Consider the following 18532-nt stretch of genomic DNA (forward strand, 5'->3'; position numbering starts at 1 on the left):
AGTTGTTTTTAAAGATGGTGTGAATTGGAATTTTACTCCATCTTTTCTTTTTAATTTTGTATAATAAAATAATGATATTTATATATTTTTATATTAAAAATTGAGCGGGAGGAATAAATAATATGTTAGATATATTAATAAATCATTTTAAAGATGTAAATTTAGTATGTTCACAATGTGGTAAAACAATTGAACGTGGTGAACAATTTGCAGTTTCTTTAGTATTATCCGAAGATAAAAATATGCCTGTTGGACAATTAGATAAAGTATTAGCTAAGATAGCAAACGAAATTTTATGTAGTAAATGTAAATAATACTGAACAGGAAGCTAATCTTCACTATTTGCTTGTCAAACTTAATAACAAAAATAAATAGCTCAAAAAAATCAACCCATGCTTTTTAATCAAACTTTATTTCAAAGCAACACTAAGGGGTCTTCTTTTGTACGTCAGTTCTTTACTTATATCCAAGAATTATAGTTCTTAATAACATGAAATTCATTTTCTTATAGTTAATTAATCCTAAATATAAATATATGTCTTTCTATAAGAATAATGCACCATTTTTATCTATCTGCCTAGATATATTAATTAATTATGATGTAGATATTAATTTAAAGTTATTTATACGAAATAACTAAATGGATTTTTTAGGAAGAGAAAATGATAAATCATTCAGTTTTCTTAATTCACATAATTTTCAAAATTAAAATCTATAGATGTTAATATTTGTTATATAATGAAATCAAGCCATATGTAAGATGGTTTCCCCGTTACGAGTAATGAGATAGTTTGATTCACCTTTGATGCATTATCTGAAAAAGAACTTGTAGTGATTCCTACAAGTTCTTTTTGTTCTTCGGATTGACGGATAGTAAATGTTATTAGAGATACCGCTAATATTTCGGAAAAAAACTACGCTAAGAGAATGCAAGATTTTATACAGTTTTTCGGCTAATCGGGTAACAAACAAGAACCCTAAAACCCATGCCAGGATAGGAATGTATAAAAAGATGAATAGCGTTATAGAAAATAAAAAAGGGGGAGAGTAAGGATTCCCCTTTTTCTTTGCCACCGATAATATTGCGTTATGTTAACTTTCTATGAATATCATATTCAACCAAAATTCCCCTTATTGATGGTACAATTAAAGTCTTGGAGGGATATTATGGGATTTATTATGGATATTGTATTTTATTTTGTATTTTATTTTGGATTACTGTTTCTTATAATTGGTACCGCATTATCTTTATTTATTATGGCTGCATTACCAAAAATTTGGAATAAAAATCTATCATTCATAATGATCGGTTTAGGGATAAATATACTTGCTATTCCATTGTCTTTTTTTATAGGTGGGATGGCAACAGATTCTCCTGATAGTACTAGGTTAGATTTTTGGAAAGGATTTTTCTTTATTCAAAAAATACCGCTCTTTTTACTGATTTTTTTATTATTTTTAACTGTGGTGTTGTGGTTTATTCGTAAGAACAAGAAAAAAGTAAACATGTAGAATTTTAAAACGACTTCCAATAACGATAATTATGGTGCGACAAGAAGTCGCATACTCACAGTGTAGCTTTCGCTACTAGACTAGATGCAAAGGCTATCTCCATCCGAAACTGCGGGATTGGTAACGAGCCCGTGGGTTGCATGAGGAAATGAGGAAACAGAGGGTCTGTACATGGCTCAGAATACTGCTAGGAGAAGATAAGTATGGTGAACGTAAGTGAAGGTTCGCAAGCTTCGTAATCGTTAGCTTGGGATAATGTACAGCTTTGCCCAGGTCTTGATAAGAGGAAAGGTAGTCTCATAATGCTGCCGCGCTGCATCCCACAACTTATCCGGAGTAAGCATCCCAACTATAAAGGACAGAGTATACCAAAACATGGTGAAAAATGCCTTAGAGCCGCAGTGGGAAGCAAGATTTGAGGCTATTTCCTATGGTTTTCGTCCTAAACGAAGTACACATGATGCCATACGAAGTATTTTCAACAGGATTAACGGGGGTACAAAGAAGAAATGGATATTTGAAGGAGATTTTAAAAGCTGCTTTGATAATCTGAATCATAATTGGATACTCAAACAGACTTCCGACTTCCCAGGAAAAAAGCTAGTGAAGCAATGGCTTCAAATGGGATATATAGAACAAAACCTCTTTACTGAAACACAAGAAGGTACTCCGCAAGGAGGAATTATCTCGCCACTTCTCGCTAATATCGCTCTTCATGGAATGGAAGAAACCTTGGAGATTACTTATAAGAAAAACTATAAAGCTAATGATAGCTATATTATGAATCCTGCTTGCAAATTTACTCTTATCCGTTATGCAGATGACTTTGTTGTACTGACTGAGACAAAGGAACAAGCACTCTCTGTATATACGAGACTTCTTCCCTATTTAGATAACAGAGGTTTAGAATTAAGCCCTGAGAAGACGAAGATCACACATATTGAGGAAGGGTTTGAATTTCTAGGATTCTCGATTCGACAATACCAAACAGAACAAGGAAAGAAGCTATTCATTAAACCAAGTAAGAGCAGTATACAGAAGGCTAAAAGGAAAATTGCAGATACTCTGCGAATGATGAGAAGTCAGCTTATTGGAGAAGTAATTCGAGTGCTCAATCCAATTATCAGAGGTTACGGGCAATATTGGAAACACGTTGTTTCTAAGAAGATTTTCGGTGCAATGGATAGCTATATCTATTGGAGAATCCGTAAACACTTTCGACAGCTACATCCTAAGAAATCATGGAAATGGATACAAGCACGATATTATAAACATCCGCACCATGGTGGAAACGCTTGGACACCAACCTGTCCGAAAACAAATATCCAACTCTTACACATGTCATGGATTAAAATTGAGAGACACAACATGGTTAAATTCAAGAATATTCCCGATGACCCATCGTTAAAGGAATACTGGGAGAAACGAGACCGTAAGGTATTTGATACGGAGAACACAATGGATAGAATGAAACTGGCTAAGAAACAAGGTTACCGCTGCGCTATCTGCAAAATTCCACTACAAAATGGTGAAAAGGTAGTCGTAAAAGATATGCCTGTTCATCAAAACCTCATATCGTCTAATCTGAACTTAAAATTAGTTCACCTACCATGCCTGTATTAAAGAAAACTGAAATCGGACAAAAAGAAGGCTTGAGCCGTATGACGGGAAACTGTCACGTACGGTTCTTAGGGGAGTTAGGGGCAGTGATGCCCCTCGCTTACCCGACTAAATGAGCTGTCCATATGGGCAGCTTATTGTATTTTTCCACATAGCGTAGGTTATTTTGCAAAATGCTGGTGGTACCCCATTGCTATCAAGCTAGTAATTTCAAGTATCCCAAAAACGGAAATTTTATTATTTTACAGTAATTTATGAGTGCAAACTTTGATAAATTTAAGACTGAATATTTCTAATAATTAAACTAATATTTCTATAAATTCTAAATATTTTATTTTTTGTAAAAAATGATGCATTTGAGGTATGAGTTACAAAACTATTAAAGAGGGATTTTTTATGTTCAAGAAATTAGTAGTCGGAGCATTAGCAACAGGTATTGCATTAACTGGGGGGATTGGTGCAGCGTCAGCTGATACAGTAAAACCTATTTCAGATAGAATTGAAAGTATAGTTGAAAATACAAATGAAGTCGAAAGACCATTTGTACCAAATCTTTCTGATAAAAACAATCTTATTGGAGAAAAAGCAGCTGCAGCATTTGATTGGGGATATTCCGGTAGTTATAATTTTTCTACATCAATTCAAGTGAAAAAAACTGTATCTGTAGCAGACAACGGAACTATTGGAGTAGCTATTCAAAATAATAAAAATTTTAATTTTAAAGTTGTAGTAAAAAGTTTATCATCAGGAAACACCGTAACCCATAATGTAACAGGAGGGGCAATGAGTGGTGGTAATTATGTTTATAATTACTTTGGTCCTATGAAAGCAGGAAACTATGTTGTAACTCTAGTAAATACAGATGGTTCATGGCACCAAGGCACTGTTTGGCTTGGATGGTAAGTACTTGAATTTATTTATTTTTGAACAGACTTTTCAAAAAAGAAAAGTCTGTTCTTTTTAATTCTGCACGTTTCTTTGTTTTGGAAATGCTGATTTAGAGGACCCGCCACATCGCTATCAAGCTAAGATTTTATAGTACCCCCATAACGAATTTTTGTACTAACTCGTGGGGCATTTATTTTTCTTAAGTTGATGGATATGGGGATATTACTTTTCTTAGCTTGATTTTGATGGGGTACGCCCCCTATATAGAAGGTTTCTTCAATGTGTATGAAAGTTATTTTTAATTTTTAGGATATTAATATTGTTTAGAATTAGTATATATATTATTATAAATAATGGTATATTAGTAAGTTTTTAACATAGATTCTATTCAATCTCTAAAAATATGATTCTTGGAGGCGTTGTTGTGCGTAAAAAATGGAAAATCGGGCTAATGAGTACGCTTCTTGCCTGTACTACCTTCACATCTGTAGCATTTGCAGCAGAAAAGCCAGTCGATCAACCCAAATGGGAGGAATGGCTAAATGGACATGCAAAAAGATTAAATGAACCCACTTCCCAAACAACAGAAGATTTATCTTTTCTAAAAGAGGCCGTACAGGACAATCGTATTGTTGTACTTGGCGAAAGTACGCATGGTGCTAAGGAAATGAATCAATCCAAAATACGTATGATTAAGTACTTACATGAAGAAATGGGATATGATGTAATTGCATTTGAATCAGGATTTGCAGAAGCAAGTACGGTTCAACAAAATTTTGATAACTTAACCGCTACTGAAGCTATGAAACAATCCTTAGAAGGTGTATGGCAAACAGAGGAAGTTGAACAATTGTTTACCTATATGAAAGAACAAAAAGAAAAAGGAAAACCACTCACATTAGCTGGTTTTGATATCAATTTGTTTTATCGCTCATCCTTCCACCCGTACGCAAAAGAATGGTTGCAAAAACTAAGTCCTGAAGTGGCATCTGAATTTGATGCAGCTGTAACAGAGTTGATTGAACTGGATAGGTATTACAATAAAAATATAACATATCCCTATGATCAATTTAAAATTGAAATACAGCCCGTAATTAACAAGTTTGAAAAGGTTAGAACATTTATTCAAAATCATAAAGCTGAATTGACTCAAGTTGCACCTCATCCTACGTATGATATGAACTTTCTGGAGAAATCAATTAATATACGGATTGATGCGATTAAAACGCATTTAGATGCTCAAATGAAAGTTAAAGGTGGCATCTTCTCTACTAATGTTAGAGACTACGCTGATTATATCCGAGATCAAAAAATGGCTCAAAACCTAGCATGGCTCACTGAAATGCAATATAAAAACAAAAAAATTATTGTATGGGGACATAATTATCATATTCGGAAACAAAATTCGAAAATGATATTAGACTATACGAAGTGGCAGCAATACAATTTGGTAGGCCCTAATATGATGGATTATCTTCCGCAGCGTATTAAAAATCAAATGTATACAATTGGACTGTTTGCGTATAGTGGGAGCAGCTGGAACTCTGAAATTGACGAAATTGTTCCTGTACATACCGAACATGAAGAACAAAGTGTAGAAAAAATAATAAGCACCGTTGGAAGTCCAAATGTTTTTGTAAACTTAAAAGGAGAAAGTAATCGACCAGAAACGTCATGGATGTTTACCCCAACTGCAGCAAGTTACTGGGGGGACAAAAAGCGAGAAGAAATCATGATTCCTATCGAACAATATGATGGAATTTTATGGTTAGAAAAGACTTCGCCTTCTGTTCTTAAATAAAAGAAAGCGTCCTTACATGTTAAGGATGCTCTTTTTCTTGTCATGATTGTACGTAAACAACATTCGATTGAATTCATTCCCTATAGAAAATACTAACAATCAAACAATATATTCATTATAGGGGAGCGTCACACCACCATCAAGCTAAGAAAATACAACTACTCCTAGAATGAAATTTTGTGCTAACTTGTAACAAAAAAGCGCATTTTTTCATTTTGGGGTAATTCTGAATTCTTAAGTTGATGGGCATGGGGTATTTGCATTTCTTAGCTTGATAGCGATGGGGTCCCGCCACATAGCCATCAAGCTAAGAAAAGCAACTACCCCCAAAACGATAAAAATGAAATTCGTTGCTATAAAATTTTATATCTTTACAATTATTTTCTGGAGATTTAATTCGTTTTTTTTTTTCGAGAATAAGTAATTTCTTAACTAAAAGGTCCCGTACCTCTCCCTCGTGATAAATAATTTTGGGGGATTAATAAGAAATTTAATGAATGATTATTCGAATATACTTTTGTAGATGTTAAAAGAAAATAATTTAACCTAGTTGATATTATCTAAATGTTTACAAATCTGAATTTTGAAATATAATAAGTATAGAGTAAAAAAACACAGTTCGGTTGGTAGTCCGAACGCAATAATTTAATAATTATTGTCAGTAACCTTCCCCCCTGGGATGTCCATTACTCGTGTAGTAAAAAAGGGGGATTTTCAATGAAACTTACAATTTATTTTGATGGACAATTTTGGATTGGAATAGTTGAAATGATGGAAAATAATAAATTGAAGGTATGTAAATATACTTTTAGATCAGAACCTAAAGATAGTGAAGTATTGGATTTTATTTTTCATGATTTGATTCCGTTATTAAATAGTACATCAGGTGTTAAAAACTCTATTGATAACAAAAAAAAGAAGACCATCAATCCTAAAAGGTTGATAAAATTAGCAGCTAAAGAGATGAAAAATCAAGGAGTTTCTAACAGATCGTATGAAGCATTGAGAATAGAATTAGAACAAAAAAAGAAAACGAAGAAATGTATTACACGTCAAAAAAAAGAAGAATTAAAAGAAAAAAAGAGACAACTGAAAATTCAAAAACGAAAAGCAAAACATCGAGGAAGATAAAAGGTCATCATCAAACGAAAAAGAAATTGTATTCATAAAGCGAAAAAAACGCTATTCTTTTTGTAGAAATATACAGAAAGGATGGCGCTTTTGTATGAATTTATCGATTTTAGATGAACTAGAATTGTTTTCTAAAGAATTACAACGATATATGTCACCACATGTTTTAGAACAGTTAGCTAGAGAGATAGGATTTGTTCAGCGAAAAAGTAAATACCGTGCTCAAGATTTAGTGGCTCTATGTGTTTGGTTAAGCCAAAATATAGCTCATACTTCATTGACACAATTATGTAGTCGCTTAGAAACGAATACAGGTATTTCTATGAGTCCAGAAGGACTCAATCAACGATTTAATTCTCAGGCTGTACAGTTTTTACAACAAATATTAACCTATTTACTCCACCAACAACTCTGTACATCTAGTAAGATTTCAACTTTATATACAAACCATTTTCGCAGTATTCGTGTATTGGATTCTACACATTTTCAGATTCCAGATAAATTTACTTCTACATATCAAGGTTCAGGAGGTAGTGGTCATAGTGCTGGTGTAAAAATTCAACTAGAATATGATTTACTTAGTGGTCAGTTTTTACATGTTCATGTAGGGTCTGGAAAACACAATGATAAAACTTATGGTTCTACTTGCTTAACGTCTCTTCAACCGCACGATGTATGTATACGTGATTTAGGATATTTTGATTTGAAAGATCTGCATACGATAGACGAGTGTGGTGCTTATTTTATTTCACGATTAAAGCTCAATACTCGTATATATCAGAAGAATAGAGAGCCTGAATACTTTCAAAATGGAACAATAAAAAAGCAATCTGAGTACGTCCAACTAGATATGGAGCAATTCATTGACCAATTACAGTCTGGTGAAACATATGAGATTCCTGAGATTTATATTGGAATGTATCAAAAACTTCCTGCAAGACTTATTCTGTATAAATTAACTGAAACGCAAATGAAACGTAGACAAAAGGACTTAGCCTTTAAAGAACACAAGAAGCAAATCACCTATAAAGAACGCAGTAAGCGACTTAGTGCAATCAACTTTTACATTACGAATATCCCTTCGGAATACCTACCAAGGGAACAAGTATACGATTTTTACTCCTTACGATGGCAAATTGAATTGATATTTAAAACATGGAAATCATTTTTTCGTATTCATCATTGTAATTCTATAAAATTAGAACGGCTAGAATGTCATTTATATGGACAATTAATTAGTATCCTTCTTTGTTCCTCCACCATGTTTCAAATGCGCCAATTACTCCTCATCAAGAAGAAACGAGAATTAAGCGAATATAAAGCGATTTATATCATAAAAGATTATTTTCCGCTAATATATCACTCTCTAGAAAAAGACACTCAAGAATTAACAAAGATATTTTTCCGCCTGTTCAATCTCTTACAGAAAAACGGACGAAAATCTCATAGGTATGAGAAGAAAACAGTCTTTGATATCTTAGGTGTCGTATACAACTTTTCTATATCTCAAAATCATGTAGCGTAATCAAAAAAATGAAACCCGATAGGGTTTATTTCGTATGCAAATTTTTAAAGAACTTACACTGGATCTTTAGAAAAAAGAAAAAATCTCATATGAAATTAAACTCATATAAGCTTAGCTTGATGGGCATGGGGTCCCGCCAACATAACGCGAATTTCGTACGCTAAGAAATCTTTTATTTAAAAACCTTGGTTTTTCCGTACGTTAAGAAGGTTCCATAAACGACCGTGTTGTTTTGGAATAAAGTTTAATCCAATTAACGTTAATAACACTGATATAAAAGAAAATGAGAAGAGCATATTTTGAACAAAGATTGATCAAAACATACTCTTCTCATTTTTATTCAAATTATTCTTTTATAAAAAAGATTGATTATTTGTGTTCCTTGTTTTTCAATATTGTTCTTTTAGCTTTTTTAATAATTCTACTAGTCGATTTTATGTCAGTATCCTTTGTCCATTCTTCACACAGGTTGATCACCCAATCTGGTTTGGTTTTACTTGCATCATTTAGCCAGTTTCCAACCGAATCTTGAACATATTTTGATGGATCTGACTTAAGTAAATTAAGAATAGGAAGTGCTTTATCAGGTTCTTGTTTTAATATTTCAATATGCTTACTCCATACACCCCGAGGACGAATAGATTCTACAGAAAACCTGCGAATATTCTCATCTTCACTTTTTGCCCAGTCTACTAACAATTCCACACTTTTTTCTATATTTTGTGAAAGGTCTTCTCTAATAGACATCCAAGCAATTTCTCGAACACCAAAATGACGATCCGCTGCAAAAGGGCGAATGTACTTCAATTTATCTTTTAATGTGTTATTTGGTTTTTTATTCATAAACGCTGCCCAACATCGTACACTATCTGAGATGTGATTAGAGAATTTTAATAAGAAGTCTGCCTTTTTCCTTTCATTCTCTTTGAATATAACTTTATCTAATAAAGTTCCTGTCATTCGTATGACTTTCATTCCAGTTTCAACGTTCTGTTTTTCCAATTCAGCTACCACTAATTCTAAACTATCTTTGAGTCCTATTGAAGGCAAAACATTTTTAAGTAATTCAATATGGTTTATAGCTAGCCATTCTGTTAGATTAACACTTTCTAATTTCCCTTGATTTAGTAATTGTAATACCTCACTAGGGATTTCGCTTGTTTTCTTGGCTCCTTTTCTGTTTAAGATAACGTCTGTTTCTTTCACTACCATTTAATTCCCTCCTCACAATACTGTCTTCAAATAGACATTCAATAAATAGGAGTAGCTTCCCTTCCTCCCCATTCTGATACTACTTTGTTCCCTTAGTTGAATAAGAGAAATAAAAAATTGCATTGATAATACAAGCTTTTGATTTAAGCCACTTGATTATCAGACATGGTACAATCGTAAACGACACCTAATATATCAAAGACTGTTTTCTTCTCATACTTATGGGATTTTCGTCCGTTTTGCTGTAGGAGGTTGAACAGGCGAAGTAGAATCTTTGATAGCTCTTGGGTGTCTTTTTGTATACTTTGAAAAAGAAGAAGAAAATAATCTTTAATCATATATATGGCCTTATATTCACTCAGCTCTTGTTTCTTTTTCATAAGAAGTAATTGTCGCATTTGAAACATCGTAGAAGAACAAAGTAGAATGGCAATCAGTTGCCCATACAAATGGCATTCCGATTGTTCTCGTTTTATCTTTTTACAATGATGAATATGAAAGAATGATTTCCATGTTTTAAATAAAATTTCGATTTGCCAACGTAAAGAATACCACTCATGCACTTGTCCCATTGGGACAATATCTGTAGGCGTGTTTGTCATATATACATTGATACCAGTGAGTCGTTTACTACGAGGAGAATACTTCATTCCTTTCTTTTTTTCTCTTACAGTTTGATCTTGTAATCGTTTTTTTTGTTGTTCTTTTGTTAGTCGATGAACAATCACGCGAGTTGGTACTATATCAGTCATTCCTACATAAGCGTTGGATATTTCACATGTTTGTCCTGGTTGAAGAGAGTTCATTACAATCTCCATATCTATCTGGATATACTCTGTACTTTTCTTGATTCTGCCATCTTGAAAATAATTAGGGTTAGGATTTTTTTGATACATACGTGTATTCGATTTGATACGTGAGATATAATAAGCCTTTTTATCTTGTATATATTGAAGATCTTTCAAATGAAAATAACCTAAATCTCGGATACATAAATCATTTTCTGTTACAGTTGGGACACACAGGGAACCGTAGGTTCGATCATGTTGTTTACCTGGACCTGTATGAATATGAAGGAACTGTCCACTTAATAGATCATACTCGAGCTGAATCTTTATTCCCGCTGTATGGCTGCATCCACCTGCACCTGGATAAGCGAATGAAAAAGGATCTGGAAGTTGGAATACAGTTGAATCTAAGATACGAATACGCTTGAAAATAGAAGTATATGGAGAAGAAATCAGCTTAGCTGAAGATAACTTTTGGTTGAGAAATTTGGCTAACACTTGTTGTAGAAACTGGACGGCTGCGGCGTTAAAACTTTGATTTAGTCCTTCAGGACTGATGAGTACTTCTGTTGATACTTCTAAACAGCTAGATAACTGAGTTAAAGAAGTCATAGCTACATTTTGGCTGACCCATACACATAAAGCTACTAAATCTTTTGCTTGATACTTACTAGTTCGTTGTACAAAACCAACATCTCTAGCAAGATCCCGTAAGGTATTTGGAGATAAAAAAATTTGAATCTCTTGAGCAAATAGTTGTAATTCGTCAGACACAGAAACAGACATAAAAAACGCCATCCTTTCCTATGATTCTACAGAAAGAATAGCGTATTTTTTCATTTTAGTGGACATTTCTTTTTATTAGCTTGATAGCGATGGGGTAGCACCACATCACCATCAAGCTAATATTTTCATATCCCCCTAAATTAAAATTTTCTTTCTCTACAGATAGTTATTCTGAGAAGCCGCTCATTTTTTCGTTTTGGGGGCATTTCTTTTTATTAAGTTGATGGGCATGTATGGTGACCCCTATTAGACGATAGTGAATTAACAATTTCGGGGTTCAGTTCAACTTTATTCAAAATAAGATTTTTTTGCAGTAAAATCAATGTTAGTGGAACTTTTTTAATCAAACTTTTTTCTAAATTAACATAAATACTTGCAATATTTAAATTAGTACTATATAGTTCTAGTTATGACAAAGGTAAAATTAATGAATCAAAAACGTGTGATTGAAGTAGCTGCAACATTATTTTTAGAAAAAGGGTTTGCTTATACAAGTATGGATGAATTAGTACGTGTAAGCAAAGTTTCAAAGTCTAATGTGTATTATCACTTTTCTAATAAGGAAGAATTATTAGAAGGGGTCGTTGATTATTGGATTGAAATGTATCAATCTGCAATTGATGACGTACTTTCTCAGAACCAATTTTTAGTTGAAGATCGTATCCAACTGTTTTTAAAGCAATTATCACAAGGAGTTCAGTCGAGAGAGTATAAGGGGGGCTGTCCATTTATTACTCTTTATATTCAAAGTCCTACACAGGCCACGCAAATAAAAGAAAAAATAGGTCTCTTTTTTACAGAATTACAAAAGAAAGTTTCTCTATTACTTAAACAAGGGGTAGAGAATGGGGAATTCAGAAATACGATTAATATTGATGAGGTTGCATCACTTTTTATTACAAATCTTGAAGGAGCGTTATTTATTTCAGAAACATTGAAGGATGCAACTGTAATCACGAAAACAGCAGATCATTTTTTTAACTTGCTTCGATAAAAGAAGCTTTTTTTTTACATCAAATTAGTACTACATAGTACTAAAAAGGAGGTTTTATATGAGAACAGTATTTTTAATTGGTGGAACAGGCTTTATTGGAAAGCAATTAGTGAAAGAATTAGCCAAAGAGGATGTTAAAATTCTTCTTTTAGTGAGGTCGAAAAGTAAAGCAACACGCATTTTTCAAGAAAGAGGCATCTTAAAAAAGGCAGTTATGCACTTTATTGAAGGTGATTTGACGAAAATAGATTTAGGTCTAAGTGCTGAAGATAAGGAGAGGATATTGAAAACGGATGTGATTATTCACGCAGGAGGCCCCATGGATATTCAAGTGACAAGTAAAGAGGCAGCTTCCGTATTTTTAAATGGCGCCAAACATATTAGTGAATTAGCTAAAAGTATTCATCAATTGAAGGGCTTGCAACAATTTATTCATGTTGTAGGTTATATGAGTCCCTTTGATGATAAAAATAGCAAGATTACAATTGATGTGTTTAAAGAAGGAAACAATTATTTGAAAATAAAAAATCCATATGAGAGAACAAAATTTTTAGCAGATCTTTATATCCGTCACCAGGCATCAGCAGTAGGTTATCCGCTTTCTGTAATTAATCCGCCAACTGTAGTCGGTAGTAGTAAAACAGGGAGTACAGAGCAGATAGCAGGATTAGGTTTGCTTGTGATGAGTATGCGAAGAGGGCTCATGCCAGTGATTCCTGGAGGTAAGGGATATAGGTTACCACTTATTTCAAACGATGAGCTTGCGAAGTTTATTGTGCAGGTTTTCAGATTGGAGCAACCGACTATTCAAACATATACACTTGTTGAAGACAAACAGCACGATCAGAACATTGCTGAATTATTAAGTATTATGTCGGAAAGTATGAATATGAGGGCACCAAAAATCTCTGTCCCAATGCCACTTATGAAGGCAATTATGAATAGTGGAGTAAGTAAAATAACAAAAATTCCTTCTGATGGACTGAATTTTATTACAAAACGAAAATTTTCAAATGTTTCAGCGAAAAAAATTATGGGAGGAGATTGGTTTAAGAAGACGAGTGTAATGAAATTTTTCCCTGCCGTAGTAGCTGATCTGGATTATCGAATGATGTATCAAAATGGCCAGCATAATCATTTATTTAAACGAACATTATGCGATAACACTACCCTTTACCAATTACAAGGAGAGGGTAAACCGTTTATTTTATTACATGGTTTATTGAGTGATGGAGAGGATTTATTTCCTTTAGCACAAGAGCTTCATGAAAAAACTGGTCAACCTGTATGGATCTTGGATCTTCCAGGTTTGGGACGTTCTCCTTTTAAACGAGAGAAAAATCTTCTAGATATCTATTTGAATGTAGTGAAAAAGTTATTGGAGAAAGCTACTAATGGTGCACATCTAATTGGCCATTCATTCGGTGCGTTTATTCTTCTGGAAGCATTGGTACAAGAGTACATAGATAAGAAGTATTCAATCACTTTACTTCAGCCACCTGTTGCTAAAAAAAATGCTAAATCGCTAAATGCTCCTCAATTTATGAACAAAGGGACATTAAAATTGGCAACTACTAATTTGATAGGGTGTTATTTATTAAGTAATGGTTTGTTTGAAAGTACGGAGAGCATCCCTGAACATTATATTGAAAAAATAAGTAACAGTTTTACTTCTCCTAGAATTTTAAATACTACGGTTCAGCTTAACAGTTTACTACTGAAAAACGATCAAGGTAATTTCAATGAAGTAACAAAGTATAATCTTCACATTATTTGGGGGGATTATGACAGAGGCTATTCTGCTCCATCGCATCTTGGTAAGGTTGATTTTGTTCCATATGGCCATCATTTTCCTCTTAGCCATCCGAGTGAAACGGCAACATTAGTAATAAAAAATAGTAATACTAGCAGATGAGAGTGTGGGATAAATAAAAAGTGTGTAGTAAGATAGTTGTGTCTTTGAAATAAAATCGTACTGTTTGGGGTCCCACCCTATGCCCATCAACTTAAAGATTTTATAACACCCCAAAACGAAAAAATGAGATTTTTATTACAAGTAAGCACAATTTTTCGTTCTGGGGGTAGTTGTATTTTCTTAGCTTGATGGTGATGTGGCGGTACCCCTTTATGTACAATGTTATTTGTTTACCTATCCTATACACAACTATCTGGTATTTTTTAACAGATTGATTAACCAATCTTATGGAAGAATTTAATCAAATATATGATCAATGGAAATCAGCAAGGATAACTAAGCGATGACTTCCAATTGCATCCTATCCAGTTTGAACACTCTTTGTTCAAACTGGATTTTTTTGCGATATTCTCATTAAATTTTTCACAACAATAAAAATGCTATTATTTATAGTAAGATTAACAAATCGTCTCGAGTACATTTTTTAATTGTAAAATATTGTTCTGCTTACTTTCGTTCTTCTTATATATGAAAACGGTATTAATGACATTATTAAAGATTAAATTGTAATAGTGAATGTTTGTATAGTTATATAAGTCAATAAGTTTAGTATTCAAAACAGCAATAGTATTACTGATTTGTAGAAAATCTTGAATACTACTAATTGATTTTATTTCCTTTAATTTATATTGTATTTGATTATTCATAAGCCAATCAACTACAGCTCTTGTATACATACAACCTTTACTCAATACAAGCAATGTTATAGGTGTTTTCTGATCGAAATTGATTATATGGTCATTACTTGAAATAATCTCAAATGTTTCAGTCGCAACAATATCGTATACTAAATCGGGATATTTTTTAGTAGGTTCACTAATGAGTGCACAATCCAATTCGGAATTGTGTACTTTTTGATTTATAGCATTACTAGAATCTACTGCGAAGTCTACATCCAATTGAGTGTCTCTCGCGTTCAACGAGTTGGCGATGGGGGCACCGTAGATTTTTAAGGTTGTATGTGATGTGCCAAAATTCACTATAGAGTTAATCTGATAAGCATCGATGGATTGCAAAAATTCTAGGTACTCTTGAGTAATAAGTTGAAGGTACTTTAGATACTGGGTACCTACGCTAGTAATTTTCAATCCTTGGGGTGTACGTTTAAAAACGGGTTTGCCAATTTCAGACTCCATTTTTTTTACTTTAGCAGTAAGGGCGGATTGAGTATAGCTTGTAATTTCTGCGGACTTACTTAAATTTTGTCGATTTAATATTTCAATTTTTATTGCAATTTCTTCGATATTCATATTGTTTGTTACACACCCTATAAAAAAAATTTATGGTTCCTATCATTTTCCTTCATTTTACGCTTCTCAGTAGGCAGAGTAAACTCTAGTTAGCTTAATAAGTAAGGAGTCGAGATGATGCTACAACCTAATAATAGATTATGTGACTACTCTCTCTATAAAAAAGATCCCTAGCCGAAATAAACTGGAAGGAATACGTATGTGTAATAGCAAGCTAATGGAGGGACATAAATGAACACATATTATAAATGGTTAATCGTATTGGTGGCTACGCTATCACAAACTGCAGCAACCTTTGTGACATATGGCATGGGACCTATCGCTACATTCTATCAAATTGAATGGAACTTAACACCACTGCAAACAGGCTTTATTGTTTCAGCTGTAAATATTGGTCCGATGTGTTCGATGCTAGTGTTTGGTTACTTAATGGATAAAAAAGGGGAAAAACAAATTATTGGATGGGGTACAATTTTATTAGGGGTCTCAGCATTAACGCTGGTTTTTGTTAACAATTATATGGTATTGCTTCTTTTACTATTATGGGTTGGGATATGGTATGGCAGTGCTCAAACTGGTGGTAGTACTGCTATCGTAAAATGGTTCCCCAACAAACATAGAGGTCTAGCTCTTGGAATAAGACAGACAGGTATACCACTAGGGGGGGCTTTAGCGTCTGTTATTTTATCCTTTACATATTATCATTTCAATTTGTCGGTCACGCATGTTGTACAAGGGGGAGTAGCAATTATAGGAGGGCTACTTTTTTTATTATTTTATAGTGAGCCAGAAAGAACCTGTGCTACAGAATCGACAACGGTATCGTTTAAGCAGAAAATGAATACTATTAAAAATAATAAAGAATTGTATCCGATGTACATTGTAGGTGTTGTGATGATTTCATTACAGATGATTATCATTGCACATTTTATGAGTTATTTGCATCAAGAAGGTAGCTATTCGCTAACAGAGGCAGGGAAATATTTAAGCCTCGTATTAATAGGTGGGATGGTTGGACGGGTAGTCATTGCATGGATGAGTGATCAATTCTTCGAGAATTATAGAGAAAGATTATTGCTTATTGTGATGGTTGTTACAGTAATATTTACAGTAATTTTGCCACTAATCATTCATATAGAAAACAAAATATTTATGCTACTATTCTGTTTTTTATTAGGGGTTGTAGCTATTGGTTGGTATTCTATTTTTATTGCTTGTGTCACAGAGCAATCTGATCCCGGTTATATAGGCTTAACAGTGAGTTCAGCCTTGACATTAAATCAACTATTTATTGTCATCGCACCTACTTTATTCGGTTTATTAGTAAATATATTGGATAGTTATCAGCTAGCATTACAGATTGTTGGAATCGCTGTAGCTTTAGGAGCGATTAATTTATATAGAGCAAAAAAAATTTTATTGCGAAATTCTCAGTCTACCTGAGAAAGAAAAGCCCGAATCACTAAAGGGGCGTGAAGGATTTTGGTTAAAAGTCAGAGATAGAGAAGTACATATAGGTACAGAGGATGGTTTTGACCGATTAAAAACAAAAGTCCATATAGCTTATCAAGTAGAGGATATATCGTACTGGAGAAATGTGTTAGAACAAAATGACATTCAGATAATTGAAGGGGTACCTATACCTGGCTTTGAACGTTTTGAGTTTAGAGATCCATTCGGAAACAGAGTGGAAATGATTCAAGAAATTTAGTTACTCCATTAACTAATTGACATAAAGGATATAATTTATTTCCGAAAAATCATCCTACAATAAAGAGGATGATTTTTTCTTTAATAATCAGTACCTGCTATATAATCATTAGATTAAGCTTCTATAATGCTTTCAGAATGAAAACATTATGTTTTTTATGGCAACCAAGTTTATTTTTATCGTTGTGGTGGGCATCAAAATCTTAGGTTAATGGCTATGTGGTGGGATCCCTTATTAAAATTAAAGTGGTTATCAAGTCGGAGACGGGCACTTGTGAGGGTGTCTTTTCTTTATGATTTTACACAAATAAAAAGCCTCATTATACATCGAAAAATCTAAACAAATAGGTTCTTTCAAATGGTACAATGAGAAAAAAAGAGGAGAATGAATCATGACAAAAAGAACAGGTTGGACTTATCTCATCGGATTAGCTTGGTTAGGGAGTCTTGCAATACTCTGGGCAAATATTGCTAATTTGATTCCGAATCATGCTGTTTCTCTAAGCATTTCTATTATTATGATTGTCATTGCAGCAGGAGTTAGTCTAACAGGGCTTTACTTACTTAAAAAGAAAAGATATTGAGAACGGATCGTGCCTCTTTCCAAATGGGGAGGGGTTTGCTGTTGAGATGAAAAAAAGGAAGGGAACATAAATGGAGTTGTATCGCAGTAAAATTAGAGAATTGCTTGAATTCAAGGATTTAAGGAAATATTTCTATAAAGAGAAAGAAGAAGCCATTCAAGAAGTTGAAGAGAGACTGAACGTAAAGATTCCAGACAGTTATCGATGGTTTCTAAAGGAATATGGCGGCGGAGGTAATGGTGTATATGTGAACGGCTGCAACGATATTTTGTATTATCATGACAGATTTAAGTCCTTTAACATTCCAAAAGGATATATTATTATTGAGCATTGCGATGAGTATTCCTATTGTTTAGATACGGGAAAAATGATGAACAATGAATGTCCTGTTGTAAACTGGAGTGCCCATGAAAAAGGTATCTATCCAGAAGCAGACAACTTTTACGAACACTTATTAGAAGGAATTGAAAATGCAATTGAAAATGAGTGGTGGGAATAATATATAACAAACCACAACACAACTCCTTTCGAAAGATACAAGTAGAATTACTTCCGCTTTCGAGAATTATGTAAAGGAGCTGTCCAAATGGATGGCTTATTTTATTTTTTGCTTAGCGTGATTTTTTCCAAAATGCTGGCGGTACCCTATATTTCTACATTTACTTATGAGAACTTAGCTAATTTTTTTCGTTTTGGGGTGGATTTGTTTTCTTAAGTTGATGGGCATGTGGTGCTACCCCATCGCTATCAAGCTAA

The 18532-nt window shown here is 33.5% G+C and carries 15 protein-coding genes and 1 pseudogene; 13 read left to right on the forward strand and 3 right to left on the reverse strand.

The genetic code is table 11. From position 1 onward, the window contains the following. Nucleotides 1-122: 122 nt before the first annotated feature. The 7 genes and pseudogenes from COE49_RS25220 (at nucleotide 123) to COE49_RS25250 (ending at nucleotide 8477) form a co-directional block, all read left to right on the forward strand. Entirely contained in the window at nucleotides 123-314 is a 192-nt protein-coding gene (locus COE49_RS25220) for a hypothetical protein (RefSeq protein WP_088233094.1), read from the forward strand. An 865-nt stretch (nucleotides 315-1179) separates the two neighbouring features. Beyond that, nucleotides 1180-1512, forward strand: coding sequence for a hypothetical protein (locus tag COE49_RS25225; RefSeq protein ID WP_140417523.1), 333 nt, complete (start codon nucleotides 1180-1182; stop codon nucleotides 1510-1512). Nucleotides 1513-1839: 327 nt separating this feature from the next. Then, nucleotides 1840-3135: pseudogene (gene ltrA / locus COE49_RS25230) on the forward strand (group II intron reverse transcriptase/maturase); the annotation flags it as partial. A gap of 393 nt (nucleotides 3136-3528) precedes the next feature. Next, entirely contained in the window at nucleotides 3529-4035 is a 507-nt protein-coding gene (locus COE49_RS25235; RefSeq protein ID WP_088233096.1) for a hypothetical protein, read from the forward strand. 409 nt (nucleotides 4036-4444) lie between these two features. Beyond that, nucleotides 4445-5821, forward strand: a complete 1377-nt coding sequence (locus tag COE49_RS25240; protein ID WP_098841127.1) for an erythromycin esterase family protein — start codon at nucleotides 4445-4447, stop codon at nucleotides 5819-5821. 717 nt (nucleotides 5822-6538) lie between these two features. After that, nucleotides 6539-6952 carry a YjdF family protein gene (locus tag COE49_RS25245; protein ID WP_098858644.1) on the forward strand — a complete coding sequence of 138 codons (414 nt, stop codon included), beginning with the start codon at nucleotides 6539-6541 and terminating at the stop codon, nucleotides 6950-6952. Nucleotides 6953-7046: 94 nt separating this feature from the next. Beyond that, complete coding sequence (locus COE49_RS25250) at nucleotides 7047-8477, forward strand: IS4 family transposase (protein WP_098858642.1); 1431 nt, start codon at nucleotides 7047-7049, stop codon at nucleotides 8475-8477. A 369-nt stretch (nucleotides 8478-8846) separates the two neighbouring features. Here COE49_RS25250 and COE49_RS25255 read toward each other — a convergent pair whose 3' ends face one another. Together COE49_RS25255 and COE49_RS25260 are read right to left on the reverse strand one after the other, a co-directional pair. Then, nucleotides 8847-9689 (reverse strand): DNA alkylation repair protein, encoded by an 843-nt coding sequence (locus COE49_RS25255; RefSeq protein WP_088233097.1) that lies wholly within the window; start codon nucleotides 9687-9689, stop codon nucleotides 8847-8849. 143 nt (nucleotides 9690-9832) lie between these two features. Beyond that, complete coding sequence (locus COE49_RS25260; RefSeq protein ID WP_088233098.1) at nucleotides 9833-11263, reverse strand: IS4 family transposase; 1431 nt, start codon at nucleotides 11261-11263, stop codon at nucleotides 9833-9835. Between the two features lie 427 nt (nucleotides 11264-11690). On the opposite strand from COE49_RS25260, the gene COE49_RS25265 reads away from it, so the two are divergent. Both COE49_RS25265 and COE49_RS25270 read left to right on the forward strand, forming a co-directional pair. After that, nucleotides 11691-12257, forward strand: coding sequence for a TetR/AcrR family transcriptional regulator (locus COE49_RS25265; protein WP_140417522.1), 567 nt, complete (start codon nucleotides 11691-11693; stop codon nucleotides 12255-12257). Nucleotides 12258-12315: 58 nt separating this feature from the next. Further along, nucleotides 12316-14172 carry an alpha/beta fold hydrolase gene (locus tag COE49_RS25270; RefSeq protein WP_088233100.1) on the forward strand — a complete coding sequence of 619 codons (1857 nt, stop codon included), beginning with the start codon at nucleotides 12316-12318 and terminating at the stop codon, nucleotides 14170-14172. Nucleotides 14173-14630: 458 nt separating this feature from the next. Here COE49_RS25270 and COE49_RS25275 read toward each other — a convergent pair whose 3' ends face one another. Beyond that, nucleotides 14631-15482, reverse strand: coding sequence for a LysR family transcriptional regulator (locus COE49_RS25275; protein WP_088233101.1), 852 nt, complete (start codon nucleotides 15480-15482; stop codon nucleotides 14631-14633). Nucleotides 15483-15713: 231 nt separating this feature from the next. Between COE49_RS25275 and COE49_RS25280 the strand changes: the two genes are divergently transcribed. The 4 genes from COE49_RS25280 to COE49_RS25295 all read left to right on the forward strand — a co-directional run bounded on the left by COE49_RS25280 (nucleotide 15714) and on the right by COE49_RS25295 (nucleotide 18275). Further along, on the forward strand, nucleotides 15714-16925 hold the full coding sequence (locus tag COE49_RS25280; RefSeq protein WP_088233102.1) for an MFS transporter: 1212 nt from the start codon (nucleotides 15714-15716) through the stop codon (nucleotides 16923-16925). Beyond that, complete coding sequence (locus COE49_RS25285; RefSeq protein WP_088233103.1) at nucleotides 16876-17193, forward strand: VOC family protein; 318 nt, start codon at nucleotides 16876-16878, stop codon at nucleotides 17191-17193. The genes COE49_RS25280 and COE49_RS25285 overlap by 50 nt, the downstream gene beginning before the upstream one ends. Before the next feature lie 391 nt (nucleotides 17194-17584). Further along, nucleotides 17585-17776: a hypothetical protein gene (locus COE49_RS25290; RefSeq protein ID WP_088233104.1), complete on the forward strand. Its 192-nt coding sequence runs from the start codon at nucleotides 17585-17587 to the stop codon at nucleotides 17774-17776. 70 nt (nucleotides 17777-17846) lie between these two features. Next, entirely contained in the window at nucleotides 17847-18275 is a 429-nt protein-coding gene (locus COE49_RS25295; RefSeq protein ID WP_088233105.1) for an SMI1/KNR4 family protein, read from the forward strand. Nucleotides 18276-18532: the final 257 nt, after the last annotated feature.

The organism is Bacillus sp. AFS029637 (assembly GCF_002584985.1).
Taxonomy (GTDB): Bacteria; Bacillota; Bacilli; order Bacillales; family Bacillaceae_G; genus Bacillus_A.